Source organism: Lentzea sp. NPDC004782 (genome assembly GCF_040609115.1).
Classification (GTDB): domain Bacteria; phylum Actinomycetota; class Actinomycetes; order Mycobacteriales; family Pseudonocardiaceae; genus Lentzea.
Window position 1 is genome coordinate 62,961 of record NZ_JBEXJN010000018.1, and the last position, 25,835, is coordinate 88,795.

23 protein-coding genes and 5 pseudogenes are annotated in these 25,835 nt (G+C 65.9%); 6 read left to right on the top strand and 22 right to left on the bottom strand.

The features are described 5' to 3' along the window. Nucleotides 1–46: 46 nt before the first annotated feature. From ABZV40_RS18670 to ABZV40_RS18745, 16 genes and pseudogenes are all read right to left on the bottom strand, one after another. Nucleotides 47–904 carry a hypothetical protein gene (locus ABZV40_RS18670; protein ID WP_355442510.1) on the bottom strand — a complete coding sequence of 286 codons (858 nt, stop codon included), beginning with the start codon at nt 902–904 and terminating at the stop codon, nt 47–49. Continuing rightward, a complete protein-coding gene (locus ABZV40_RS18675; RefSeq protein ID WP_355442513.1) occupies nt 901–2,658 on the bottom strand; it encodes a hypothetical protein in 1,758 nt (585 codons plus the stop codon). The genes ABZV40_RS18670 and ABZV40_RS18675 overlap by 4 nt, the downstream gene beginning before the upstream one ends. Before the next feature lie 70 nt (nt 2,659–2,728). Continuing rightward, the gene (locus tag ABZV40_RS18680; protein WP_355442516.1) at nt 2,729–4,252 is read right to left on the bottom strand and encodes a tyrosine-type recombinase/integrase; all 1,524 of its coding nucleotides are present in this window, start codon (nt 4,250–4,252) and stop codon (nt 2,729–2,731) included. Nucleotides 4,253–4,474: 222 nt separating this feature from the next. Continuing rightward, nucleotides 4,475–5,128, bottom strand: a pseudogene (locus ABZV40_RS18685) (YdcF family protein); the annotation flags it as partial. Nucleotides 5,129–5,461: 333 nt separating this feature from the next. Then, complete coding sequence (locus ABZV40_RS18690; RefSeq protein ID WP_355442519.1) at nt 5,462–5,851, bottom strand: integrase core domain-containing protein; 390 nt, start codon at nt 5,849–5,851, stop codon at nt 5,462–5,464. Then, nucleotides 5,740–6,519, bottom strand: a complete 780-nt coding sequence (locus ABZV40_RS18695; protein WP_355442522.1) for a helix-turn-helix domain-containing protein — start codon at nt 6,517–6,519, stop codon at nt 5,740–5,742. Before ABZV40_RS18695 ends, ABZV40_RS18690 begins: the two co-directional genes overlap by 112 nt. Nucleotides 6,520–6,810: 291 nt before the next feature. Continuing rightward, nucleotides 6,811–6,969: a transposase gene (locus ABZV40_RS18700; RefSeq protein WP_355442525.1), complete on the bottom strand. Its 159-nt coding sequence runs from the start codon at nt 6,967–6,969 to the stop codon at nt 6,811–6,813. A 198-nt stretch (nt 6,970–7,167) separates the two neighbouring features. Then, a complete protein-coding gene (locus ABZV40_RS18705; RefSeq protein WP_355442528.1) occupies nt 7,168–8,358 on the bottom strand; it encodes a cytochrome P450 in 1,191 nt (396 codons plus the stop codon). A 6-nt stretch (nt 8,359–8,364) separates the two neighbouring features. After that, a complete protein-coding gene (locus ABZV40_RS18710; RefSeq protein WP_355442531.1) occupies nt 8,365–9,423 on the bottom strand; it encodes a fatty acid desaturase in 1,059 nt (352 codons plus the stop codon). After that, nucleotides 9,420–9,704 (bottom strand): acyl carrier protein, encoded by a 285-nt coding sequence (locus ABZV40_RS18715; protein ID WP_355442534.1) that lies wholly within the window; start codon nt 9,702–9,704, stop codon nt 9,420–9,422. The genes ABZV40_RS18710 and ABZV40_RS18715 overlap by 4 nt, the downstream gene beginning before the upstream one ends. A gap of 10 nt (nt 9,705–9,714) precedes the next feature. Next, on the bottom strand, nt 9,715–10,683 hold the full coding sequence (locus tag ABZV40_RS18720) for an acyl-CoA desaturase (RefSeq protein WP_355442537.1): 969 nt from the start codon (nt 10,681–10,683) through the stop codon (nt 9,715–9,717). Continuing rightward, nucleotides 10,680–11,552 (bottom strand): acyl-CoA desaturase, encoded by an 873-nt coding sequence (locus ABZV40_RS18725; RefSeq protein ID WP_355442540.1) that lies wholly within the window; start codon nt 11,550–11,552, stop codon nt 10,680–10,682. The genes ABZV40_RS18720 and ABZV40_RS18725 overlap by 4 nt, the downstream gene beginning before the upstream one ends. Beyond that, nucleotides 11,549–13,153 carry a fatty acyl-AMP ligase gene (locus tag ABZV40_RS18730; RefSeq protein WP_355442543.1) on the bottom strand — a complete coding sequence of 535 codons (1,605 nt, stop codon included), beginning with the start codon at nt 13,151–13,153 and terminating at the stop codon, nt 11,549–11,551. Before ABZV40_RS18730 ends, ABZV40_RS18725 begins: the two co-directional genes overlap by 4 nt. Nucleotides 13,154–13,423: 270 nt before the next feature. Next, the gene (locus tag ABZV40_RS18735) at nt 13,424–13,843 is read right to left on the bottom strand and encodes an integrase core domain-containing protein (protein WP_355442546.1); all 420 of its coding nucleotides are present in this window, start codon (nt 13,841–13,843) and stop codon (nt 13,424–13,426) included. Then, nucleotides 13,824–14,003: pseudogene (locus ABZV40_RS18740) on the bottom strand (IS30 family transposase); the annotation flags it as partial. The gene ABZV40_RS18735 and the pseudogene ABZV40_RS18740, both read right to left, overlap by 20 nt. Before the next feature lie 4 nt (nt 14,004–14,007). Next, nucleotides 14,008–14,322, bottom strand: a pseudogene (locus ABZV40_RS18745) (helix-turn-helix domain-containing protein); the annotation flags it as partial. A 100-nt stretch (nt 14,323–14,422) separates the two neighbouring features. Here ABZV40_RS18745 and ABZV40_RS18750 point away from each other — a divergent pair. Beyond that, complete coding sequence (locus ABZV40_RS18750) at nt 14,423–14,695, top strand: integrase core domain-containing protein (RefSeq protein WP_355442715.1); 273 nt, start codon at nt 14,423–14,425, stop codon at nt 14,693–14,695. A 254-nt stretch (nt 14,696–14,949) separates the two neighbouring features. Here the strand turns inward: ABZV40_RS18750 and ABZV40_RS18755 are convergent, their stop codons facing one another. The 4 genes and pseudogenes from ABZV40_RS18755 to ABZV40_RS18770 all read right to left on the bottom strand — a co-directional run. Then, nucleotides 14,950–16,200: an FAD-dependent oxidoreductase gene (locus tag ABZV40_RS18755; protein WP_355442549.1), complete on the bottom strand. Its 1,251-nt coding sequence runs from the start codon at nt 16,198–16,200 to the stop codon at nt 14,950–14,952. Between the two features lie 571 nt (nt 16,201–16,771). Beyond that, nucleotides 16,772–17,743: an L-histidine N(alpha)-methyltransferase gene (gene egtD / locus ABZV40_RS18760; RefSeq protein ID WP_355442551.1), complete on the bottom strand. Its 972-nt coding sequence runs from the start codon at nt 17,741–17,743 to the stop codon at nt 16,772–16,774. A 529-nt stretch (nt 17,744–18,272) separates the two neighbouring features. Beyond that, complete coding sequence (locus ABZV40_RS18765) at nt 18,273–18,515, bottom strand: hypothetical protein (protein WP_355442554.1); 243 nt, start codon at nt 18,513–18,515, stop codon at nt 18,273–18,275. Between the two features lie 284 nt (nt 18,516–18,799). Then, nucleotides 18,800–20,058 (bottom strand): annotated as a pseudogene (locus ABZV40_RS18770) (transposase); the annotation flags it as partial. A 443-nt stretch (nt 20,059–20,501) separates the two neighbouring features. On the opposite strand from ABZV40_RS18770, the gene ABZV40_RS18775 reads away from it, so the two are divergent. Further along, the gene (locus tag ABZV40_RS18775) at nt 20,502–21,035 is read left to right on the top strand and encodes a hypothetical protein (RefSeq protein ID WP_355442557.1); all 534 of its coding nucleotides are present in this window, start codon (nt 20,502–20,504) and stop codon (nt 21,033–21,035) included. Here the strand turns inward: ABZV40_RS18775 and ABZV40_RS18780 are convergent. Continuing rightward, the gene (locus tag ABZV40_RS18780) at nt 21,015–21,671 is read right to left on the bottom strand and encodes a LuxR C-terminal-related transcriptional regulator (RefSeq protein ID WP_355442560.1); all 657 of its coding nucleotides are present in this window, start codon (nt 21,669–21,671) and stop codon (nt 21,015–21,017) included. The two genes, ABZV40_RS18775 and ABZV40_RS18780, sit on opposite strands and share 21 nt — an antisense overlap. A 320-nt stretch (nt 21,672–21,991) precedes the next feature. Continuing rightward, complete coding sequence (locus ABZV40_RS18785; RefSeq protein ID WP_355442563.1) at nt 21,992–22,222, bottom strand: hypothetical protein; 231 nt, start codon at nt 22,220–22,222, stop codon at nt 21,992–21,994. Between the two features lie 335 nt (nt 22,223–22,557). On the opposite strand from ABZV40_RS18785, the gene ABZV40_RS18790 reads away from it, so the two are divergent. From ABZV40_RS18790 to ABZV40_RS18805, 4 genes and pseudogenes are all read left to right on the top strand, one after another. Continuing rightward, nucleotides 22,558–22,887 (top strand): WXG100 family type VII secretion target, encoded by a 330-nt coding sequence (locus ABZV40_RS18790; protein WP_355442567.1) that lies wholly within the window; start codon nt 22,558–22,560, stop codon nt 22,885–22,887. A 45-nt stretch (nt 22,888–22,932) separates the two neighbouring features. Beyond that, nucleotides 22,933–23,241 carry a WXG100 family type VII secretion target gene (locus ABZV40_RS18795; protein ID WP_355442570.1) on the top strand — a complete coding sequence of 103 codons (309 nt, stop codon included), beginning with the start codon at nt 22,933–22,935 and terminating at the stop codon, nt 23,239–23,241. Between the two features lie 208 nt (nt 23,242–23,449). Continuing rightward, nucleotides 23,450–23,989, top strand: a complete 540-nt coding sequence (locus ABZV40_RS18800) for a hypothetical protein (RefSeq protein WP_355442573.1) — start codon at nt 23,450–23,452, stop codon at nt 23,987–23,989. 90 nt (nt 23,990–24,079) lie between these two features. Next, nucleotides 24,080–25,835, top strand: a pseudogene (locus ABZV40_RS18805) (hypothetical protein); the annotation flags it as partial.

Sequence of the window (25,835 nt, forward strand, 5' to 3'; positions counted from 1 at the left end):
GGTGTGTTCAGTTGCGCCGACGAGTGCGGCGGCTCAGGCGACCGTGTCACGGTGCCGGCGCATCAGTCCGGTGTGGCTGATGCCGATCTCGGCGGCGATGAACTGCAGATTCGGGCGTCCCTCGTGGCCGGCCGGGCAGTGGACGTCCGGTTCGGCCATGGTCGTCCAGATAGGACTGGAGTTGATGGGAGATACCGGCGTTGTGGCCGCGTTTGCCGTTGCGGAAGCGCGATCGGTAGTCCCGCCAGCGCTGCTCGGCGTCAAGGATGTCCGGGGCGAACTCGTCGACGAACCGCAGCGCCCAGGTGATCAGTGGACCAAGGACGGGCTCGGGGATGCGGTCGGTCGTGTTCTCCCTGGCACGCTTGCTGTCCGACCAGCTGTCGACCTGATGTGGGTTGACGCGCAGCGGGTCCGAGAGACCGGTGCGGTAGCGCCAGAGCAGGCGGACGGCGTGGCGGGCGTGCTGGCGTGCGCCGAGGCCGGGCAGCGTCAGCAGATGCCGGTGGAAGTCCGTGATGTCTTGTTCGGTCACCTCGGCGAGGCTGGGGCGAGCGGGACGTGTGCCCTCGGGCGGCCGACCGTCGAGCCAGTGCAGAAATCGCCGCACCTCGCTGAACACGCTGCAGACGGTGCTCACGTTCTGTCGGCGCTCGCCAGGTGGCAGCGGTCCGGCGAGCATCGCGTAGCACAACTGCTTGGCGTGCAACCGATAGCGCTCGGGCACGGACGGAAAGTCGAGGACGAGGGCCTTTAGGTGGTGTTGGAGCAGGCCATGCTCCAGCCGCCAGACATCGTCGCCGAACCGGGAGGTCTCGGCGAGCAGGACACCGGGCCGCAGGGGTCGGCCAGCCAGCACGTGCTGCTGTGCGTCGACCGGCTCGTGCAGCTCGTGCGCGGTCACGGGCGCTCCCAGGGGTCTTCGGCCAGCTCGAGCAGCGCGTCGGCTGGTGCACTCGCGCGTGCGGCGGTGAGCTCGGCGGGGGTGAACTTCGGCAGCACGTCACGCTGGATTGCGGCCCAGGCTGGGCCGTAGCGGGTCCACCAGTTGGTTTCCCCGAGCTGAGTGCGGCGAGCGGCAAGATCGTCCAGCAGCGCGAGGATCGACGGCAGATGTGAGCGCGTGATCACGCAGTTCCCGCAGTGGAAACAGTCCAGGAAGGACATGCGGCGGCAGGGCTGGCTGGTGCCGGGGTGCTGGTCGGGGTCACTGCACGCGGTCCAGGCACCCTCTTGCGCCGCGACGGTGTGGTGGGCGGGTTCGATGCGCAAGGTAGTGCGCCCGCCCGCGTGCAGGACACGGTCGTGCGCCGCCAGCGCCGCTTGCTCGGCGTCGACCACCGCGTCGCGGAGAACCTCTTCGGCCCAGTCGCGTGCGGTCGGATCTCCGCGAAGGTAGTTGGCGAACAGCACGTCGACGGTGTTCGAGCGCACCGCTGAGGGCAGGTGACCGCCGACCGCGCGGGTGCGGCGGACCTCGACGCTGGTGCGGACGCGCGGTAGCCGCACTTGCAGTGGCGGAGCCGCAGTGTGTGCGTCGGCGGGGTCGGCGCGCAGATCGTGCCGGCGTGCCCACTGAGTGAAGTTGATGGAGGTGGTCAGGCTGGCGGCGAATGGGTCCTCGTGTTCGTGCACTCCGGCCAGGCCGCCGGTGCGGGCGTTGCGCCAGACCGACCAGATCGAGTTCGAGCCGGTCGGCGAGACACGGAACGCGCGGCCTCGGGCCATCAACCGGTGCAGCAGCAGGTAGAGGCCGCCGGGGGTGTGCAGTTCGCGGTGGGGCGGGCCGATTTCCCAGGTGACCGTGTCGAACCAGCGCTGTGGTCCGTGGCGGCGCTTGGTGACCCGCAGCTCGACCGCGCGGCCGTCGAGGACGCGGTGTTCGGCGGGCAGCTCCTTGAGTGTCTCCGGGTTGCGGCCGGTCACTGCGCCGAGCAGCACCAGTAACGGTTCCCGGTCAGCCTGGGTGACGAACAGCCGCTGCGCGAGCGCGGTGCGGTGCCCGCGCTCCTGCCCGATCGCGCCGGCCAGCCGCGGAACGACGCCGCTCTCGGCGATCCGCCCCAGCTGCTCGGCCAGCTCCCGATCGATGTGGTCGAGCGAGGAGTGGCTGGCGGACCAGGCCGCGAGCAGGCGCTCTCCGGCGTCGATGCGGTCGCGGATCGCCTCGACATCGGTGCGGGCCGCGGCGACCAGCCGTGCCCACTCGCCGTCGGAGTAGCCCGGTGCCCCCGGTTTCTTGGTGTTCTGGCCGCGTCGCCCCACATAGTTCAGCGCCGTCGTTGACACCAGATCACGCAGCGGCGGCCGTCGGAAGATCCGCCGCAGCACACCCATTTCCATCCATGCGGCCGCAGCGCCGATCGCGTCAACACGGTGTAGCAGGAAGGAGTCCAGCTGGGAGGCGATCAGCTGCCGCGGAGTCGTCGGCGGGTCCGGCAAGTCGGCCAGGAACCGGGCGAATCGTCCCAGTGTTCCCCATGCGGTCGTGGCCGACGCCAGCGTGCGGCGGGTGCCCGCCGGGCCGACCAGCGCGGCGAACACCGCCGCGAGCACGGCATGCCATCCCGGCAATGGGAGCTCGCCTATCAGGAACGTGCCACTGCGGCCGTCCTCGCCGAGGAACTCGACGACCAGGCCGCCCGCGGAGTCGGCCACCTCGGCCGCTGGGACGTAGACCCGCTCGGGAACGGCGGCGGGACGACCGGCGTAGGTGCTCCCACGTCCGTCACGCTCCACCGGGCACTCCCAAGGGATCATCGTTCGAGGGCGCGTCGACCAGCAGCACGTCCGCCGCGATGGCACGTGGGTCTTCCCACCCGTCCGGGACCAGTGCCGTGCGGGTATGCATCTCCAGTTCGGACAGGGTATGCAGGTAGATCTGAGTGGTCACCACAGAGCGATGCCCCAACCGGCGGCGCACCCAGTCCAGTGGGTCGCCGAAGACCCGCGTGTAGTGACCGCGCTGCTCCTCCGTTAGCTCCGCCAGCACTGCGATATGACCGCGCTGCAACTGTTCCAACGTCACCACCGCGAAGGTGTGGCGCAACATGTGGGCGTGTGCGGCAAGCCCGACCACGGCCTTCCGGCAGCGGTTGTTCGCCTCGGCGAACATCTTCTTCCACCGATGCACCGACAACGGCCAGCCGTGCTCGCCCAGCCAGAACAACGCCGGTTCCAGCCCATCCGGCCCCTCAACCAGCAGCGCCCGACGTTCGGCCGCGTCGAGCTGTGCCACCTTGAGGCGCCGACGGACCCCGGCCGCGGTCACCTGGATGGCGACCGGCCGCACCGGATCCGGCACCACCAGCGGCCGTCGCACCTGCCGGTATCGATCCTGGGCCGCCTCGACCACCGCAGGGCGGTCGATCTCGGTGTAGGCGACCAAGTCAGCGATCACCGACGCCGGCACGTACACCCAGCGAGCCGACCCACCTTTGGCGATCGACGGCGACAACCAGAACCGCTGATAGCCGCCCACCCCTTGATCCAGCGGCACCTCGAACACGGTCAGCGCCGCCTGCTCGGACAAGCGAAGCCCGGTGCGCACCATCAAGTCGCAGAACGCCGCGTTCCGTGCCGCCCACCGGCCGCGGAACCGCTCGTCCGGCAACCCTGCAGCCGTGAACCCTCGAACACCGACTTCCCTCCACTGCCGGTACTCCACGGGCGGCAGCCACTCCACCCGCTCGCGGACCGCGTCGTGCGAGTACGTGGCCGGCCGCTGCTCGTCCAGCGTGGCCTGGTTCGCCCACCCCGCCTCCAGCGGAACCCGACGTCGCGTGGCCTGCGGGATCGGATTGACGCGCACGTGCCCGCGCTTCAACGCCCACCGGTAGAACCGGTTGACCGCCGCGACCTCGCGATCCCACGCGGCGCCGGACACACACGGCCCAGCGGGATCGCGGCGCCGCCAGTGCAAATAGGCCAAGTGATCCGCCTCGGTCGCGTCCCGCCACGAGCGTCGCTCGCGCGCCGACCACAGGAACGTCAGGAACGCCGCAATGTCCCGCGCGTAGCCCGACTGCGTGTACCTGGCACTGGCCACCATCTCGACGCCCAGAAAGAAGTCGTTCAACACGACGTCGTACTCATAGGACGGTGACAGCAGAAACGGTGTGCCTGCAACGACATCCGCCCGCCGCAGCCACTCCTCCCAGTCAGTCGGAAGCTCAGCAACGAAGGGAAGAGGAGTGGTCAGTTGCGGCAGTTCGGAGCGAGTGAAGCGGACATGCCATCGCATCGTGATCATTGAGGTGGCATGTTCCGGTCAGAGACCGGTTATGCACAAGCAGGCAAGAGGGCCACCCGGCGGCCGGTCGTGTCGAACCTGTACGTGAGCTTGCCGTCCATTTGGGACGGTTCGAGAAGCTGCCGATCCATGACGCGAGAACCTATCACCGCGTTCGCACATACGTTCGGATAGACACGTGCAGCGCGCGGACGGAGCGCGGGCAGAGCGGTTGTTATTACAGATGAGGCGGCTGGTGTATCCGGCTGCGACGAGCCTTTGGTAGGCGGCGTCGACTTCGTCGGGCATGTCCTGTTCGATGGCGAATCCGCGTCGGGCGTATTCGGTGATGCGTTGGGTGTCGCCGACAAGCATGTTGATCACCCGGTCGACGTCGCCGATGCTGGCGATGTACTCGTCGAGTGGCATGGGCCGGGAGGAGCACGCGACGTCGACTTCGGGCCACACTTTGCGGCAGGTGGCGTAGGCGCGTCGCTGTTGGTAGGGCCGGGAGATCAGCATGATCGACGTCGGTTGTACGCCCGCGTTGGCGAGGACTTCGCGGCTGTTGGTGAGGTTCTGGCTGGTGTTGGTCGCTTGAGTCTCGATGGTGATCACTTCGGCGGGTACGCCGAGGGCGATGGCGTGTTCGCGGTAGTGCACGGCTTCGCCGCGGGGGAAGCGGTCGATCGTGGTGGGCGCGTTGGCGCCGGTGAACACGATGCGCGGGAACATGCCCTGGTGGTAGAGCTGGGCGGTGTGGGTGGCGACGCCGAGGTCGTGGCTGCCCAGGCCGATGCCGACGTCGCAGCGGCGCGGCTCGTGACCCATGTCGTGGTAGGCCCACAGGGTTTCGACATCGGCTCGCAGGTCCTGGGGAAGTGCGGTGGTCGCCATGCCCAGGCACGTTACGGCGGACGGGGGTCGGTGCCTCGCACCCCCATCCTGGAGGCCAGTTCGACAGCGCCGGCGGCCGGGCGCGGCAGCCTGATCATCTCTCGCACGAGGATGCGGGACAGCCGGTGGTAGCGGACTTGTTCGGGTGCATCGTGTTCTGCGGCGAACAGCACGGCGAGCGCGTCGTCGAGGCGGTTCCACCGGACATAGGCGCGGGCGGTTTCGATGGCGTGGCGGACACGTCGTTCGATGGGCGGGCCGCGGGTGTCGATGCGGGGCCGAGGTCGATGGTGTGGGGTGTCAAAAGTCGGCCGCGTGGCTCTGACCTGTGTGTTAGGCGGCGGGTTCGTACTCGTTGATCAGGCCGCCGAGGATCGGTCGACAGCGTATCGGAGTTGGGCTCGGCTGCGGAATGGCATGGTCTGGTCGTGGTGGGGTGAGTTGTCGCGCTCGGTGGGGTCGGCGGTGGTTGTAGTGGGACGCGTAGCGGTCCAGCACTGTTCTCAAGTGGTGTTCGTTGATGATGAGCAGGCGGTCGGTGACTTCACGTCTGACGGTGCCGACGAATCGTTCGGCGTAGCAGTTGGCTCGTGGGCACTGTGGCGGGATCTTCACGACGGCGACGCCGGCGTCGGCCAGGACGGCGTCGAAGGAGGCGGTGAACTGTCCGACCCTGTCACGGACCAGGAACCGGAAGCTGTCGGCCTGGTCGCCGAGGTCCATGAGTACGTTACGAGCCTGTTGGGTGGTCCAGGGTTCGTGGTGGTGCCGAGGATGTGGACGTAGCGCGTGGCTACTTCCATTACGAAGAACACGTAGACCCGTTTCAGGGTGATGGCGCAGTCGACGTGGAAGAAGTCGCAGGCCAGCATGCTTGCGGCTTGAGCTCGCAGGAACCGCCGCCAGGAGACGTCGGTGTTCCGGGTCGGCGAGGGCGATATCCGCAGACGCTGGAGCACACGGCGGATGGTCGACGCGGCGACCTGGTGGCCGAGCTTGAGCAGTTCGCCCTGGATGCGGCGGTAGCCCCAGCCTGGGTTCTCCCGTGCCATCCGCTCGATCAACGCCACCACTGTGTCATCGAGTGGTGGGCGCCCAGTCCGGTTCGGGTAGGTCCACTTCTTCGCGACCAGGCGCCGATGCCATCGCAGCACGGTGCCTGGCGCCACCAATCGATGCTCGCGCAGCAGCCGGGGGAGTTGTCGCACCAGTGCCGCGAGTACCGCGCGGTCGGCCCAATCCGGACGCGGGCGGCGAGTGGTCCGACGCAAGACGGCGATCTCGTGCCGCAACACGAGCAGCTCGACGTCCTTGGCCGCGGAGGATAGGCCGAGCAGAACCAGCCAGTCAGCGAGTCGGACGAAGATCAGATACAGCAGTCGTAACGCCACAGCCACAAGCATGCCTCACTGCCGTCATGCGCGATCACCGCAGGTCAATGGTCCGACGCCGAGTTTTGACACCCCACACGGCAGGCTGGTCCCGCATGTCGAGCGCGGGAGGTGGTTGTGGCTTGTCGGCCGAGCGTGTTCGTCCGGCCGTTGTCGTTGGAGGAAGGCCGCATGCTGCAGCGGATCAGCCGGAGTTCGAAGGATCCGGTCCGGTTGCGGCGGGCGATCGTGGTGCTGATGTCCGGCCAGGGCCAGGCTGTCCGGGACGTCACCTCGTTGATGCAGCAAGGACTACGTGGGGGATGTCATCCACGCGTCCGGCGTCTGGTGCAGCCGGGTGAACACGCCCGCCTCGACCCACTCGGTGAACCGGCGATGCGCGGTCGGCGTGCTGACCCCGAACGACGCCGGCAGCGCCGACCAGGCACATCTGGTCCGCAGCACGTACACCGATGGCCGCCTTCACGACCGGTCGTCCAGGCGCCGCCAGCCCTCCGCACGGGTGACGTTGCGGCGCATCGGCAGCAAAGGCTGCGCCACCAGCCACAACGGCTCCGGGCAGCACTTCTCCACATCGCTCATCGTTGATCAACGATATCGCCTACCTCGCAACACCCCGAACGAGATGCGGTCTTCGTGGTATTGGCATCAGCTCAGCTTGACGTCCAACCGCGTCAGGCCTCGCTGCACCAGCTGTCCTCGATAGCCGTACTCGCCCGTCCGTCGCATCCGGGGGAACCGCCGCAGCACCACGCCGAGCGCGACCTCGGTCTGCATCGTCGCGAGCGCCGCACCCAGGCAGTGGTGAGCTCCGAGACCAAACGCGAGGGGCTGGTTGTGTTCCCTGGACGGGTTGAACTCGTTGGCCGCAGCGAAGCGGCGGTGGTCGCGGTTCGCGGCGGCGAGCAGCACGAAGACGCGTGAGCCTGGCCGCACGGTGATACCAGCGATCTCCCCTTCCCGATCCACCACCCTGGTGAGGGCGTGGATTGGTGGGTCGTGTCGAAGCACTTCGGTGACGAATCCAGGTTCCGCTTCCTGGCCGCGGTGGTCCAGAGCCAGCCGGATGGCGTTGCCGAGAAGGTCGCTCGGTGTCTGTGCGCCGGAGATCAGCAGCATCACCAGCCCGGCGTGCAACTCCTCTTCGCTGATCAACCCGAGTGAGTCGCGTTCGCGGACCAGCGCGCTTGTCAGGTCGTCGCGGGGACACGAGCGTGAGCGGTGGACGAGTCGCGCCACATGGGTGAGCAGCTCGTCCATGGCCAGATCACCCTCAGCCAGCTCGGCCGGATCGAAGATCGGTTCGAACGCCGTCGTGGCGGCCAGAATCGGGCCGCGCAAAGCCGGCTGGTCAGGTTCGGGGATGCCGAGCAGGTCGCCGGTGACCGCCGCGGCAAGCCGGAACGTGAACTCCTCAACCAGATCGATCGGCCTGGGAGCTCGCTCAGCCAGTTCGTCGCACAAGCGCTCCGCCTGGCTCTCGACGAGAGCGCGTGTCTTCCCCACGTTTCTCGGTGAGTAGGGTTCGCGAAAGAACTCGCGCAGGCGACTGTGATCCGGTTCGTTGGAGAACATCACGATCTTGGTGAAGCAGTTCCACGACGAGTGCGTGATCATGCCGGTGAGGCGGTGCTCAGCAGCGTCTGTGACGAGGAAGTTCCGATCGCGCAGCACGGCAGCGCTCTCGGCGTGTCCCGTTACGACGGTGAGGTTCGGGCCGAGCGGAATCACCGGTCCGAGCTCGCGAAGCGCTTCGTAGCATGGATAGGGGTTCCGTTTGCCTTCATCGGTGAACAGCGTCGCCAGCGCTTCGTTGGGGCTCATCCGCACGCTAGTCATCGGCGCTCACCTTCCCGGCTGCACGGGCCGGTGCTCGAAGTCCTGGTAGAAGCCCGTCCGCTCGTCGTGCAGGTGCAGGTCGCGCAGAATCCGCCACAGCGACCCCGCGCTCAGCCTGCGTTCGCGCACCATGCCGGGGTGTGCTCGTTTGAGGGCCTCCTGGGCCTGAGGCAGGTTGTAGAACGGGATGGCGGGTGCGACGTGGTGTGCCGTGTGCACAGAGATGTTGTGCGTCAGGAACAACAGAAGTCGCGGGTACACGTAGTCGGTGGTGAGCAACAACCGAGCTGCGTTGCGGGTCCAGTGCTCCGAGTGCAGGAAAGGCACGTCGCTTGCGCTGTGGTGCATGAGCGTGGTGCCGCTGAACCACAGATGGATGAACAGGAACGGCATCACGAAGTGGATGACCAGCCCGCTCGTACCGGTGAAGTACCAAAGGCCGCCGAGGTACAGCAGACCGACCGGAGCGGTGAACGCGATAGAACGCTGTACCTCCACTCGTGCCGCCACTTTCGGAAAGAACCCAGGTCGGAAGGCGGACACCAGCCAGTAGTGGATCGTGCCGCCCCAGAAGGCCCACGTTCGGATGCCGGCGTAGACGGCTTTCGCGAACGGTGACAGCCGCTCGTAGACCTCGACCGGCAGCGGACGCCAATCCGTGTCCAGCTCGATGTTGTTCGTGTGCGTGTGGTGCATGTTGTGCACATGCCGCCACGAGTGGAACGGGTACAGCAGAGGCAGCAGCGCGACGCTGCCGATCACGACGTTGAGCCTGCGTGATCGTGAGAAGGATCCGTGACCGCAGTCGTGCGCGATGCAGTGCAGGCCCCACCCCCCGAGTCCGGCGACCAGCCACAGCGGGAGCAACAGCGACCAGTGCGGAACGAACGCCGTCGCTACCACAGCGCCGACGTAGAGCGCCGAACTCACCGCGAAGCCCAAGAGGCCTCTGCCCACGCGCGGCCTGAAGAACTCCTTCGGGATGGAGTCGGTGAGCCTTCTTCCCTCAAGGCCCCGTGACCTTTCCAGGAACTCCGCGAACGCGTCAGCTTCTGAGGAAGTCACCGTTCCACCTCCGATCGCATCAGATGCGCGATGAGAGCGTTGATCGAGTGGTGCTGGTAGACCAGTCCCGGGCTGAGCCTGCGTTCGAGTATCTTCTCCAGCTTCCCAGAAAGCTGGAGGCCTACGCGCGAGTCGAGGCCGTACGCCTCGAACTCACGTTCTGGGTCCACTTCGGACTCATCTACCTTCATCTGGTCAGCGAGGTAGCCGACCAGCCATCGCCGCAGCGTTTCCTCGGTGACCGGACCCGTGAAGCCATTGGCCTTGTGGGACGACCTCATGAGTGCTCCATCATTTCGTCGATGTCCAGGGCTGGATGTTGGGAACCGATCTGTCCGATGCCGGGCGGAGTCTCTTCTCGATCGCCGTCGCTGTCGGTTCGCGCAGGTCCCACACCAGGCCGAGACGGCCGAGTCCTGCGATCATCCATCCGCTCAGGTCGGGCTCCCACCAGTGCACCGCGTGCCGAAACGAGCCGGGGAAGGCGTGGTGGTTGTTCTGGAGACCTTCGCCGAACGTCAGCACCGCGACCCACCAGTTGTTCGTGCTGTAGTCGTCGTTCGCGAACCTCCGGCTGCCGAACGAGTGACAGATGGAGCCGACGCACCAGGCGGCCTGGTTGGCCATGAAGATCCGCGCGAGACCGCCGAACACGAACCCTGTGAACGCTGCCGCAGCGTTCTGTCCGGCGACCAGTCCGACCACGGAGGGCAGCGTGAGGCCCAGCAGCACCCACATCGGGTAGTAGCGGTGGTGCGCGACCAACCTGCGGTCTCTCAGCACGTCGGGGGCGAACACCGACCATTTCGTGGATTCTTCGCTCAGCATCCACGGCATGTGCGCGTACCAGAGGCCACGGAGCCGCTGCCGGAAAGCGAACCCGTGCAAGTTCGGTGAATGCGGGTCGCCTTCGTGGTCGGCGAACCGGTGGTGGCGGCGATGGGTGGCGACCCAGAAGAGGAGAGGTCCCTGCGCGGCCATGCCTCCGGCGACCATCAACACGTTCGTCAGCCAAGGCGATGTGGAGAACGCGCGGTGCGTGACATAGCGGTGCAACCCGATCGTCACACCGGCCATGTGCACGAGGTACATGACGACGAACAGAGTGATGTCCAGCCAGGTGTACTGGCCTGTCCACAGCAACCAGGCCGCCATGCCCGTGCCGATCATCGGCAGGACCATCGTGGTGAGAGCGGAGAAACGCTTCATCGTCAGGCTGTGCGGATCGAGCCGGACGATCGAGTTCGCCGGCGTCGTCATCGCCGCGCCTCCTCGCGATGCGGTCGGTCTGGGTAGCGGACGTCTGTCACCAGGCCAGCGAGGTCGAGCAGGCGGATCACCGACCCGGTGAGGTCGACCTGCCAGAACTGCTGCCGGTTGTGCGCGAGCGCGGGCCGGGCGTGGTGATTGTTGTGCCAGGATCCGCCGATGGTGATCGGGGCGAGTGAGGCGATGTTGTGGCTGGCGTCGCGCGTCTCGTGCGGACGCCTGCCCGAGGTGTGCCCGAGCGAGTTCACCGACCACGTGACGTGGTGCAGCAGGAACATGCGTGCGAGGCCACCCCACAGCAAGCCTCCCAGCATGTCCACGGCGTTTCCCGTGAGGCCGTAAGCCACTGCCGCGGGCAACGCCAGGCCTAGCAGCACCCATGCGGCGTAGTAACGGTCCAGCCACAGGATCCTGTTTTCCTGCAACAGATCTGGCACAAACCGGTGCCATCCCGTGCGGTCCAGACGGAACAGCCAGCCCATGTGTCCGTGCCACAGCCCGCGGACCACTGCCAGGCGGTCGTCGCCGATCGGCTGCGGCGAGTGCGGATCGCCTTCCCTGTCGGCGAACGCGTGGTGTTTGCGGTGGACCGAGACCCAGAAGAGGATCGGGCCCTGCGCCGCCATGCACCCGGCCACACCGAGCAACGTGGCGAGCACCGAGCCTGTGGCGAACGAGCGGTGGGTGAAGTAGCGGTGCATACCACCCTCGACGCCGAAGGAGGTGAACAGGTACATCACCACGAACAGCGTGAGGTGTGTCCAAGAGAGTCCGAAGTGGACGCTGAACGCGACAGCCCCGAGGAATCCCGCAGTCGAGGCGATCACCGTGACGAGCGCGAGTGTGCGCAGAGACATCATGGCGTGACTCCAGTGAGATAGTGCCTCTGCGCGGCATTCCTTCGCAGCTTGCCACTCGTCGTGGTCGGAATGGAGCCGATGCTGACGAAGCGTACGTCGGCAGGGCGGACACCGTGTTCCGCGGCGACGGCGGCCAGTACCTGTGCGCGCACGCCGGCGACATCCACGTCGTAGGACCGCAGCTCTGCCACTACGACGACCGCTTCAGCTCCATCCACGGCGACGCCGAAGGCCACGCTCCGGCGCACGAGGTCATGTGCGGCGTTGACCGTGCGTTCGATGTCCTGCGGTTGGATGTTGCGTCCATTCACCACGATCATGCCGCTCAACCGCCCGGTCACGAACAACTCGCCGTGGTGGCGGAAACCGAGGTCTCCGGTGCGGAGCCACCCATCGCCGGGAAAACTGCGCGCGGTGTCCTCCGGACGATCCAGGTAGCCTTCGGCGACATTCGGTCCATGCACCCGGATCTCCCCGACGACCTCATCCGGTACTGGCGTGCCAGTATCGGGGTCGGTGATCCGGAGCTCGTGTCCCGCGCCCAGGACCCCACAGCTGGTGATGCCGTCATGCACCACGAGCGGAGACCCAGGCACGCGTCCGCTGACGAACAGCGTCGCCTCCGCGAGGCCGTAGCAGGGGATCAGTGCTTGCTCGCGGTAGCCGTACGGCGCGAAGCGGTCGGTGAACGAGGTCACCGCATGTGGGAACAGCTGGTCCGAGCCGCAGAAGAGGTGCCGCAACGATGACAGGTCGAGACCGGACAGCTCCTCGTCGGTCACGGATCGCGTGCAGAGGTCGAGAGCGAACGCTGGAGTCACCGAGATCGTAACTCGGTGCTCGCCAATGGCGCGCAGCCAGCGGTAGGGCTGCTGCGCGAAATGTTCCGGCGCCATTATCACCAGCGGCCACCCACCGTGCAGCGCGAACACGATCGTGCCGATGAGGCCCATGTCGTGGTGCGGTGGCAGCCAGGTCAGCCCTACGCGATCAGGCTCCTCGCCGATGTGTGCGGTGAGCACCCGACCGTTGCTCATCAAGTGCTCATGCTTGAGAATCACGCCTTTCGGCTGCCCGGTGGAGCCCGAGCTGTACTGCACCACGGCCGGATCGGTGACCACGGCGGGCGTGAGTTCGGCCGCGTCCGCCCACTCGGCGTCCATCCACTCCGGACTCAGCCTTCGCACCGGGCGCGGGGTATCACCAGTCAGCAGGTTGAATCGTTCGAGGTGTCCGGACTTCGCCACCACGGCGGCGGCATCGCAGTCATGCATGATCGACGAGAGGTGGCCGGCGGCTCTGCGGCCGGTGGGTGCAGGTGCGGGTACGACGGTGGCACCCGCGTGCAGTGCGCCGAAGAAGGTGGCGACGTGGTCGATGCCAGGCGGCATGGCCAGTACGACGCGGCGCCCGGCGAGCCCGAGCTCGCGCAGCCACGCCGAGGCCGTACGGACGTGAACCCACAGTTCGCGATAGGTGCACGAGGTGCTTCGATCGCCGGTGCCATCGTCCAGGAAACGGTAGGCGACGTGGTCCGGCGTTTGCGTCGCGCGACGTCTGAGCACATCGATGATCGTGTGATCAAGATTAGATGGAACCATTCGCGATTCCTTCTTTCGGCTAGCTGCACAATCTAGAACCTCTGGCCGGATTCACTACGTCTTTGCCCGTCCATGCCAACTTGTTTGCGCTCGCGGCCCAAGCCACAAGTGCAGGCAGCCCACTGCCGTGATGGTTGTGGTAGCGCTCGTTCAAGCGCTCCCGGGACTCGCAGCGATCGCAGTCCCAGTTGCGAGTCCAGCGGCAACCACCCCCTGGCGCGCGGTCAACGCACCCCAGCTCGTCGCACTCGTCCGAATAGGCGCCCACCTTCATCGACTGCAGGCTCGTCGAACACCCCCGGCGAGAAAGCCACCTGAAGATCTTGATCCACAGATCTTGGCAACAGCGCCTGCATCGAAGAAGAACGTGTGAACCGGGTTGCTGGCCGGGGGCAGGTATCGAGTCGATTCGTAGGCGGCGGAGCTGAGGTGGCCGAGGCTGGAATGCTTGCAGCGGGTGTTGCGCCAGCTCTCGATGTATTCGAAGATCGCCTTGTGCGCCTTGGCTTTCGTGGGCGAGGGCTGCCGATCGAGCAGCTCGGTCTTGATGGTGGCGAAGAACGACTCGGCGACTGCGTTGTCCCAGCACTGGCCCTTGCTGCCGACGGAAAGCCGCACTCCGGCGTCAGCCGCCGAGCGGGCGTACTGGTCAGAGGTGTACTGGGCGGATTCAATCGGTGGACGCAACACCGGTACCTGGGGTTGATCGTAGATGGTCGGCGAAGACTTCGGCGGGTGCCTTCCAGCCGAGTGTCTTGCGGGGGCGTGAGTTGAGTGTGGCGGTGACTGCGGCGATTTCCTCGGCGCTCCAGCGGGAGAGTTCGGTGCCTTTGGGAAAGTATTGGCGTAGCAGGCTGGCGAGCGATCTCACGCACGCCCAGGCCGCGAGCGCGCAGCAGCACGATGTCCTCACGCTCGGCAAACGACAGATAGCGGCCGGAGACCGTTGTGGACAGTCGCGGATTCACCTCGCCAGCGTGGCGGAACCACCCGTAACCGACCGGAGCCGACACACCAGCCGCTACCGATGCTTCATCGGTCAGCACCCCATCAGCGATCGCCGCCCAGCACCTCACGCGATCTTCGCGCCACGCCACCGACGGACGTCCCGGCGAGGGCATCTGCCCGCGATACTCCCGAACCCTCTTTTGCTTTGGTCCAGTCATCATTCCACCCTCGATCAAGGGTGTTGCGACGACCAGTTGAATCCGCCCAGTACACGTCAGTGAAGTTCACCGATCCCTTGCTCTACAGAGACTCTCGGCGTCCATAGGCTCCGTGGGCGATGCCTGCGACAACGCTCTAGCGGAGTCGATCATCGGCTTGTTCAAGACTGAGGTCATCAACCGGCACGGTCCGTTCAAGACCCTCTCCGAGGTCGAGTTCGCGCTCATGGAATGGGCAGACTGGTACAACAACGCCCGCCTGCACTCGCGCCTGGACTACCTGACCCCGGCCGAGTACGAAGCCGCGTACTACGCTTCAACACCCGCCGCGCCGACCGGCGCTGGTCTGAAACCGAAGCCGGTCTCAAATCCGTGACGGTTCAGAGAGCCGCGGCGCCTGCGGTGCGAGCTGGCGAGCAGACTTGTGCCGTTCAGGAAGGCGTCTTGAGCACACGGCCGCACCGTGCTTGGCCGCGCCGTGGATACAGGTAGCACGAGGCCGTAGTGGATGCGCGAACGCCGCGTTCGCTGAGCCGGTCGCTCACACTCGCCGCCGTCACCGGAAATGCCTGGAGTCCGCCAGCTCCCGTCGACGGCAGGACGACGGCGGCAAGGCCTCGCTACGAGCAGTCAGAGCCTGCCGGCGAGTTGGAAGGGAAACAGCGTCTCCGGAACAGTCCGTGTCTCGACCATGTCCGCGATCGCTTCACCGCTTGCCGGCGCCAGCGTGACGCCGAGCATCCCGTGACCTGTGGCCAGATAGACACCTGGGAGCTGCGGAATCGGTCCCAGAAACGGCAGGCTGTCCGGGGTCGCGGGTCGGAGTCCAGCCGTCCCCTGGCTCTCGTAGCCCGTCATACCGGGTTGCCAGTCGCGCAGATACCCCATGGTGTCCTCGACGATCTGCCGGATTCGGCGCGGAACGACCTCGTTGTCTTGCTGCCCACCTAGTTCGAAGATTCCGGCGATCCTTAACCCGCGTGACAGCGGACTGAGACCGACCTTGGGCTCCATCAAGTAGAGCGCGTGCGTCGGCAGTTGGCCCTCGCCCTGCAGGTCGATCGAGTAGCCCTTGGCACCGAGGATCGGAATTCGGACTCCCAGCGGACGCAACAGCGAATTGGTTGCGACACCAAGTGCCACCACCACGTTGTCGGCTTGCACCGACCCGGACGGGGTCGCGAGCACCCATCGTTCGTCGCGTTGGACCATCCCTTCCACCGGTGTGTGCTCGAGCAGACGCACGTCACGGCGGCGCAGGTAGTCCGCCAACCCCGCGGTGAGTGACATCGGATCGACGTGCCGGTCGATCGACGTCCGAGCGGCGGCGCCGACCGCGTCGCCGAGCGCGGGCTCGCGCACGCGCGCTTGCTCCGGGCTGAGATACTCGATGTCGCCCTGGAAGCCCAGTCGACCCAGTTCGTCGAACAGCTGCGTGAACCAGCTCAGATGAGCGTGATCACGTGCCAATGCCAGGATGCCGGTGCTGTGCATCTCGAAGTCGACCCCGCTGTCGCGGTACTCGTCGAACAGGTCGAGAGTCTTGTCGTTGAGTTCCAAGAGCGCTTTCACACCGCGTTTGTACGCTTCCGGCGCGGCTGCCGCTCGGAATCGCCACAGCCATCGGATCCACGATGCGTTCGCTCGCGGCCTGATCACGAGGGAGCCGCGTTGATCGAACGCTTGCCGCACGCCGGTCCGGAGAATGCCAGGAGTGGCCAGCGGGGTGGACAACGAGGGAGTGACCCAGCCCGCGTTGACCGCTGAAACCTCACCACCGAACCGCCCCGCGTCGAGGACTGTGACATCAAACCCTCGGCGGTGCAGGCTCCACGCACAGCTGAGTCCGACGATTCCACCTCCGACAACCGCGATCGACATCGGTGATCAAGTCCTTCCTGCTGCGGCCGCAGCACTCAGATGATCTCGACAGGAGAGAGTTCGGGTGGAGAGGGCGCTCTTGAGGTGTTCGTCTCGGGATGATCACGTTGTGATGGAGGCAAACGGTGGGGTGAAGCCGTGTTTCGGCCGGATGCAGCCGATCCGGCAGGCCTGCGAGTACCTCACCGCGTTGATGAGCGCGCTAGCCGGATCGCCGACAGCGTGAACGCGTTGTACTGCACCTACAAGACGCCACGGGGCATCGTTGGCTGGTGCCGGATCTTGGTTCTGGCCGAGCAGCTCGACGAGGAGTCAGGCCGTGCGGCATCCGGAGCTCCCAAGGAGAGGTGCGCTCAAGAGGAAACCGCAATTGACCAAGGACGTCGTCGGAGGCATGGGCGCCGATCACGCCACACCCCATAGTTCGACGGAGGCGAGAACTGTGCCGCCACGAGTGATCGGGCTCCTCTTCAATCACACGATCAACCCCGCCCAAACATCAGGAACCACCAGCAGCCACACCGGTTGTTCTGAAACGGTCTCGTAATCTCGGCTGTTGGAGTGTCGGTACCTAAATGGCTCGGGCCAACGAGACGGCGAAACGTTCCTCCGAATCGGTCCACCAGCGGTGCAACTCGAAGCCCCCGTCCTCAAGTTCCTTCCGCACAACGTCTTCGCGGAACTTTGCGGACACCGCTGTCCTCAGCTCTTCTCCTTCGCGGAACTCCACGGTCCGGCCAAGTTCGGTGAGTGTGACTCGCATGTCCCGCTTGGCGCGCAACCCCAACTCGATCTGCTCCTGCTCGGCGTTCCACAGCGCCACGTACTCGAACGCCTCGAGGTCGAAGTCACCTCCGACCTCCCGGTTGATCACGCTCAACGCGTTGCGGTTGAACTCCGCGTTCACGCCCTGCGAATCGTCATAGGCACGCACCAACGTCTCGGGGTCCTTCACCAGATCCGTTCCGAGCAGCAGCCACTCTCCAGGCTGCAGCACATCGCGCACCATCCGAAAGAACTTTCCTCTTTCGTCGGGGAGCAGGTTGCCGATCGTGCCGCCGAGGAACGCCACCACACGCGGTGACTCGCCGGGCAGAAGGCGGAGGTGCTGGGTGAAGTCTCCGACCACGCCGCGGACGATGAGTCCCGGATAGTCCGCAAGGATCGCGCGCGCTGACTCGGTCAGCGCCGACACCGAGACGTCCTGTGGTACGAACTCACGGAGACTGCCGTGCTGGCTGAGCGCGCTCAGCAACAACCGGGTCTTCTGCGATGATCCGGAGCCCAGCTCGACCAGCGCGTACGCGCCGGTCGTCCGCGCGATTTCCTGGGCCCGTTCGGCAAGCACCTCACGTTCGGCGCGGGTTGGATAGTATTCGGGCAGTCGAGTGATGTCCTCGAACAACGCGCTGCCCACAGTGTCGTAGAACCACTTCAGCGAAAGCCATTTCGGGTACGCGGTCAGCCCCGCGCGCACGTCCGCGCGGAGCGCCTGCGCCGCGTACTCGGGCGTAAGATGAACGTCCAGCGCTGGCTCGGTCATGCGGGTCGGACCTCCACGGCAATGGAACGGCGGTCACCACGTGCGGGTGTGAAACCTGCCCGCCAGCGATGATCGTGGTCAAGCGATCCGGACGTGAGGGTTGTGCTCTGTGCCCTTTCGGACACCCACAGGGCGTGCTCACATCGTGCCCGCGGAGCACTTCTCCTTTTGTCAGCAAGAAGTTCAGAGACGATTTCGGCGCCGCATCCATCGTCAGCAGATCGGCGACATCCGGGGCTTGTCCGGTTTCGCCACGGTGTGCGCCTGGCTGTCAACACTGTCCATTGTGGTCACTCGCGGGTTGAGGTGGACTTGTCCGTTCAGACGGACAAGTCGACAAGGTCTGGTCAACCTGAACTGAAGTGAGGAAGCGGGATTGCGGTTGGCTTCGTAGGTGGCGGGGTCGAGGTAGTCGAGGATGGAATGCCTGGCCTTCCGCATCGCGGTCGATCGTGTTGAGCAGTCCGGCCGGAGGTGAGGTGCGTGACAACGTGTCTGCATTGCCCTTGGCTCAAGCTTAGGCCGCATCTCATTGGGGGTTGTTGTGGGTGAGCAGGTCCGGCTTGATGATTCGGCGGTAGCGGATCACCGTGCAGGCCAGCTGGGCGAATGGCAGGAAGTGGGCGGCTTTGCGTTCGTAGCGGCGTGCCAGGCGGTGGAACCGGGAAACCGACTCCAGGGTTCGTTCGATGACGTAGGGGTGGCGTTCCAGCTTCTTGGGTGACTCGATGCCCTTGCGGGCGATCCGGGTGATGATGCCCCGGCGCCGCAACGCTGTGCGGCAGGACGGGTAGTCGTAGTCCTTGTCGGCGTGCAGCTTGTGCGGCCGTCGGCGAGGCTTGCCGGCCAGCCCCTTGACCGGGACCCAGACCGTCGACGGCGGTTTCCAGTTCGAGGTGGTAGTTGCGGTTGGTCGCGGAGATGGCCACGGTCAGCGGGATGCCGCCGCGGTCGCTCATCGCGTGGATCTTGCTGCCGGGCTTGCCCCGATCGAGGGGCTGGGGCGTGTCATGCGAAGGGCTCTGGCCCGTAGTCGGTGGTGATGCCGGCTGTCTGTCAGGGTAGGAGGATGCGGTGGTGGAGAAGGCTGAATCCGGCGCGTCCGTGTATTTGTTCATGATTCTCTCGGTGCGGGTGTTGGCGCCTTCGGTGCGGCCGTTGTGGTAGGGCCAGGTGACGGCACCGTCCACAGCGGACCGGTCGATCTCGGGATCGTTGGTGAGACTGCGTATATGCGGCAGATCGACGGCGCGGGCCTGCGCGATCCACTCGGTGAGTTTCACGTCGTTGCCGGCAGCCGGTGTGAGCAGTGCGGCGAAGCCGCGTGCCAGATTGGCGAGTGCGGTCATCTCGGGGCAGGCTGCGGCGATCTTCTTCAGCAGGGTGGTGTCGTTCGGGCGCAGGTTCGCGGGTTTGGTGAGCAGGAGGCGGCTGGGGTGACGGGGCGGTCGCCTTCGGCGTGGCCCTGGTTGAGGTAGCGGACCAGCAGGGTGGCACTGCCGGTGTAGCCCAGTTCGCGAATCTCTGCGTGCAGGTGAGTGACAGGGACCGCGGGATCGGCCGCGCGGCGGGCACGCAGATGATCAGGTGGGAGCGGGTGGTAGGTCGGGGTGATGCGCAGGGCCTGAGGTTCGGGCATGCGGGCGTAGCGTTTGACGGTGTTTCAGGGCCACGCCGAGGCGGAGGGAGCAGTTGAGCAGACGACCCCGTGGCCGAGTAGGTCGTGGACCTTGTTCCAGCGTTCGCGAATGGTCTGCTCGTGAACGCCGCCGGGACGGGGCGGGTTGACGGTGGCCCAGCATCCGGCGTGCACGCGTACCTCGAGCAGAATCTTGTCGCAGAGATTGCGCCGTAGGTGTCATCGGTCACTGACCTGCACCGCGTCGGACAGGGCTCGGCGGACAGCTTCGGCGTAGGTGGCCGAGCCGTCCCGGCACACGACCTCGACACCGGGGGACTCGCGCAGCCACGACTCCTGGGTGGCCGCGTCGCGACCGGGCAGGGCCGCGGAACGTCGGCGGTCTCGGCATCGGTGATGATCGTGGCGTAGCGCTGGCGGCGGCGGGTACAGCGAGCAGGCCGACCAGGCGTGCCGCCCGGCCACATAACTCTTGCGCTACATGGGGATATCTGCCGGACAAGCCGCACCGTGCGGCGCTGATGGCGTTCCAGCAGTCCGGGAATCTGTTCTCGGAACGTCTGCCGCAGGCAGTTCCGAGCCGACAGACCAGCCGCCGTACGCGCAGGCGGACGACAACCTGGCGGCCATCGACCGGCACGTCCTTCACCGTCCGCTGGTGATACCCGTGCGCTTTCGCCGCGCCCGCCCTGCATCCACGCCACAGACTTTGCCGGAGCCCCAGGGGGTGCAGCGGAGCGTTCGCGGAGAGACGCAGGGTGACAGCGTTGACCCCCTGGCTCAACCTGGTGGAGCCAGGGGGAGGTCACGGCACGCCGGCGGTTTCGGAGCGTGCACTCACCCCGGACCTGCCTGCCGCCAGGCCCGGTGGATGCCTTGTCGTGCACGGGTCGGTGGGTCACCGAGCCGGGGACCTGGGAGCTGGTTCGAGTTTCGCCGTCCTGGCCTCCTGGCCAGGGCAGGATTAGGTGGACGGAAGGGGGCACTTGGCGCTGTGTCGCCCTACGCTCGCGATTTCCTGGTAAACCTTCGTTTGGCTTCGTTTGACTGTGCTGAGGGTGCGTCGAACCGGATACGGAGAGTGAGTTAATGGCTCGGTGGGACCGCTGTGGTGACGAGATGGTCGTCGGAGTCTTCACCCAGGAGGAAATCACCACGTTGAGGTTCTGTGCGGACGCTGTCGTCCGGCTGGCCGAATTCGGGCTGAGAGGCTGTGTCTGGGTTGGTGGCGGCGCTTTGGGCATCGGCAGGCTGGTGCCGCGTGGTCCGCTGACCGACCAACGGCTCGTCGCTATCGTAAGTGATCACTTACCTGTGACTGCCGCCGACTGGGAAATCGCCTGGCATGCCGTGGAGTGCCTGAATGACACGGTGCGAGCTGCTCGGCGCGTGGCAGTCACGTTGCCGATGGCCGATGCCGTGGTGGTGTTGAGAGGTGCATCGGACATCGATGCGTGGTGTCGCTTGATCGGCGATGTGCTCGTCTCACACGATCCTCATCGGTTGATGATCGATGGGGAGAAGAAGGCGACGCGCACGGTGATCCTGCTTCGGTCGCTGCTGCCCGAACTGCTGTTTCTGTCGTGGTGCTTGAGGGACGAACGTGAGCTTGTCGGGGTGACCGGCGGTGCGTCAGATCAGACCCTGTCGTAGGGCGTAGGCCACGGCGTGTGCCCTGTTGCGGAGGTTGCGCCTGTTGAGGAGGTTGTGCAACACGTTCTTGACCGTTCGCTCGGAGTAGATGAGCCTCTCGGCGATCTCGCTGGTGTCGAGGCCGGCAGCGAGGAACCGGAGCACTTCGACCTCTCGCGGGGACAGGTCCTCGGATGAAGGGCCGGTAGACCGGGGGTCGTTCTCACTCCACTCCAGCAGGACCTGCCGCAGGCTGTTCTGGTGTTCGGCAGCAACGTGGCCGTGACTGCGGTGAACTGCGGAGATGGCACGTAGCAGGTGCGCCTGATGCGTTGCCTCCATGCGTGGCACCAGCACGATCAGTCCGTGTTCCACCGCGGCCAGAAGGCCGGGATGGCGCACGTCGTCGGCGATGAGGACGATGCGGAGGCTGCCGTGCGTGTGAAGCGCGGGCAGTGACGAGTCGGCGACGGCCACCACCACTTCCGCCAAGCTCGGCTCCGCGACGAGAGCGATGCCGGGAATCGAGTGCAGCGTGGTGGTGATGCCCGAGGTGACGAGCGGGTCGGACGCCTGGACCATGACCCGGACGAGTTCGCGGCGCGTTTGGTTGGTGGCTGCTGGGCGGATGGTCGTCCAGACTGTCTGCGAGGTCATGGTGCCATGGAACCGTGCGAAGTTGACTGATCTCCAGCTTCGGCGGGGGGCAGCTTTCCGGAATCGCAAAGCTGCCGGTTGGGTTTGCCTGTTGCGTTGAGCGAACGCAGACGGCGTCGTCGGCTGGGCTCAGGGCCCTTCTGACGCCGCCGCCGTCCCACCCGGTGAAGTCAGAAGGGCCACAACCAGAGGCGTCATGGCGCCTCGGCCGAACAAGTCCACTGTGGACCTCTTGTGCTGCGGGCGGCCGCCCTGCCGGACGGGCCGCCTGCCCGGCAGCCCTGATGCGCGATGGCAGAACCGAACACCGGCGAAAGGAGTCAGAGCCGGAAGCGCCACAGTTCGTAGACGTTGCCGCCCGCGTTGTACCTGCACTCGTGTGGCAGGTCGGTATGGCTGCCAGGCGGGAGCATCTGCTGGTAGCCCGCCTCGCACCCCTCCACGCTGTAGTACCAGTATCCGGTGTAGTACCAGCTGTCCGCCAACGCGGGCGTAGCGGAGGCGGTGAGCAGGCCGAGCGTCAAGGCCGTACCGCCCGCCAGCTTCTTCACGGTTCCTCCTGGTGTGTTCGTGCATCAGCGGACTTCACCGCGCCGGATTTGGCGGTGAACATCTGAGACGCGGCCTCAAGCGTTCCCTGTGAGCAGATGCAGATCCAGGTGTGGGCGCGAGGCCTGCCCGTTCGTCCGCACTCGTTGTTCCTTCGAGTCGTTGCTCGGTGGCGGTCCGCTCCATGGGCGAACGTGTCGCGGTCGTGGTGTGGATGGGCATCAATACGGCGAAGGAGTGAATGAGACGAGAGACATGTGCTCTTCTCTGTTCCGGTGGGGTTTGCCTGGAGGGCTGCCCGCGCCAGGCAACCTGAACAAGTTCGTTCACTGAGGAGATGCCAATGTCCGGAACGTCAACCACCACCACCCCGGGAATGCACCAGGCTGCGACGTATCTCGGCAACACGCAGTCCATCGCCCGCGCCGGAGTAAACCAGGTCGATCAGGAACTCTCCCTGCTGCGCAGCACTTGGACCGGTGAAGCCTCGCGGACCTTCCATCGCTCGATGGACGGGTGGGTGTCCGACTGCAACTACATCATCGGGAAGCTCGGCGAGATGATCGAAGTGATGAACGGTAACCGTCGTGTCATCACGAACGGTGAGGCGTACAACAACGACCTCGCGGCTCGCATGCCCGTCGGGCCTGGACTGGAGGGCCTGTAGGCCCCTCGCGACCACTTCGGCTCCACACTTCGGAAGGACCTTGCAATGGCCGGCTACACCTACACCTTCAATCGCGGTATGGCGGACTCGGTGTGCGACCAGATGGCCGCGATCACCAGCCGTCTCGAGTCCGAACTGGCGAGCATGGACCGGCAGATCCGTGCCACCCTGGGGGACTGGGACGACGGCGCCAAGCACATCTACGAGCAGGCCAGGAGCCAGTGGGATGCGGCCGCCGTGCGCATGCACCGCAGCCTGAACGGCGCGCAGGCGACACTCAACAACATCACCGGGAGCTACCTGGACGTTGAGCGCGCCGGCATGAACGCCTGGGGCGGCTACAGCGTCAAGTGAATCGGTGTGGTGCCACCGGAATTCCCTGGTGGCACCACACCGAGGTTCGGCAAGCCGTTCTTCAGAGGGAGTGATTGCAATGGTTGATATGAACGGTCAACCGAAAGAACCGACTGCATCTCAGAAGCCTGGCGGGAGCAACTCTGCTCCGCAGAGTGACAACACAGCCCGCCCGTACGACGGCAACACGTCTGGTCCTTCAGACACCTTGTCGCCACCGCCAGCGAGCCAGTACGAGGACAAGTACAAGGACTACCTGCCGAAGGCCGCGGGCGGTGACAAGAACGCGACCAGTGGCATCCGGGTCAGCACCGAGGCGCTGAAGGTCTTCTCGCAAAACCTTCGTTTGCTGATCACTCCGCTCCGGGACGTCCAGAGCAAGATTGGGGCCGTGCAGCTCGCTCCCGGTGCGTTCTTCGATGCCCACGAACTGGTCATCAAGGTGACCGGGGGCAGCGGGGGCAAGGGCACGGCGGTTCAGCCGGCCACGCTCGACTTCATCGTGAAGGCGATCCAGGCCATCACCGTCACCGCGGACGAGCTCGACAAGCTCGCTGCCGCCTACAAGTCGGCCGAGGAGCTCAACAAGGCCACTGGTCGCGACCTCGGAGACCACATCCAGAGCGCCAAGGATTACATAGCGAGGGCCACGGGTGTCGCCGCTCCCGCCGCTGTGCCTGGCGTCGTCGCATCCCCAGGCACCGCCCCGCCTCCCGTGGCGGCTCCGGCTCCCGCTACTTCCGCCTGATCTGACCCAGCGACACGATCAGCGACACGATCCGCCGCACCTCGCCCTTCCAGCACTGGCCACCGGCCGCCGACAGGAAAGCTCCGTGACATGGCTGACAGCTCGACAGCGGGATTCCAGAACCAGGATGGTGCCGTCATCGCGACTGGTGACGGAGCGGCCACGACCAGGGCGGATTACGACAGGTGGGGCTGGAAGGAGATCAAGGCCGCGATCTACGGAGCGGCTGCGGTCGGCAAGGGCACCAGACTCGACGCCAGCATCAACCTGTCCGACCCGAGGACGCTCTACAACGCGGGCCTGAACTTTCACATGGCGCAGGAAACGCTCAGCATCGTCGGAAAGCAGGTGAAAGCCCAGGCGGAGGCGCTCGCCGGCGAGGGAGGGCCCTGGCAGGGTGAGGCGGCCAAGTCCTTTCTGGCCCTCATGGACCAGTTCGCCAAGTCCTTCGAAAGCCACGCTCAACAGCTCCGCGGAGGTCCGGCCCGGATCAACTCGGTTCCCGAGCAGCTGCTGCGTTCCAGCGACTACCTCAAGTGGGCGCAGCAAACAGTCCAGGCGATCGACGTTCATTACGCGAACGAAGCCAAGCGGATGCGCCCTCCGGACTGGCTGCGCAGTCAAGGGCAAAGCGTTGTGATGGACAACGGGCTGATCCGGGTGAGCCTGTTCCCCGAGATCGTCCAGATGCTCGACGCGGACATGCGTAAAGTGCTGAAGATTCTGGCGGCCCAGTACGAACAGACGCGATTCGAAACGGAACTGGTCCCCATCAGCACTCCGAACCCGCTGGGGGCGCAGCCCAATCCGCCTGGCCCCGGCCTCGACAGCAAGCCACAGCGGCTGCCCGACCTCGTAGGAAACCCCAAGCCGCTACCGGAACTCAAGTTCAACGGGCCGGAGGTACCGAATCCCAACGGGAGCGGCATCACTCCGCCGCAGCCGTTCGACGTCCGCACGCTGTCCGATTTGAACGCGAACCCGTTCTCGCCGCAGCCGTTCGATGCTTCCGGTGCGCCGCGTCCGGGTTCGCCCGGTGCGTTTGATGGTGGGGGTGTGCCGGAGGGGGGTTCGTTCTCGCCGCAGCCGTTTGACGCTTCCGGTGCGCCGCGTCCGGGTTCGCCCGGTGCGTTTGATGGTGGGGGTGTGCCGGAGGGGGGTTCGTTCTCGCCGCAGCCGTTCGATGCTTCCGGTGCGCCGCTTTCCGGTGTTCCCAGCGCCGCGCCCTTCGTTCCGGCTCCGTTTTCGGCTTCCCTTCCCCCCTCGTCGAGTGGCCTTGGCAGCGGCCTCAACGCGCCCAAGCCCAGCTCTGCCGAAACGGGCTCAGGCATTCCCAAGCCTGGAGACTCCGGCCTCGAACCTGTCGCCCCGTTCGCGCCGCCGGCACTCCCGAAAACGTCGATGCCCGCGGACTGGGCCGCAGGTGGCACGCCTGACGGCATGGCGGCAGATGACCGTCGTGCGGCCGGTGTGCCGGGTATGCAGATGATGCCGCCGATGGCTCCGATGGCTCCGATGGCTCCGATGTCGCCGGGTGCTGGTGCGGGTGCGGGTGCTGGTGAGCGTTCGGATGCGTCGGGTTTGATCGGTGGTGAGGTTGAGCCGTGGCGGGGTGCGGGGTTGGCGGGTGTCGGTGATCCGGTGGTTGGGTCTGGTGTGGACAGTGCGGTGCCTGAGCGGTGGGCGTCGTCGTCGCCGGTGGGTGATGGGGCGTCTGGTGTTGGTGTGCCGGGTATGCAGATGATGCCGCCGATGGCTCCGATGGCTCCGATGTCGCCGGGTGCTGGTGCGGGTGCGGGTGCTGGTGAGCGTTCGGATGCGTCGGGTTTGATCGGTGGTGAGGTTG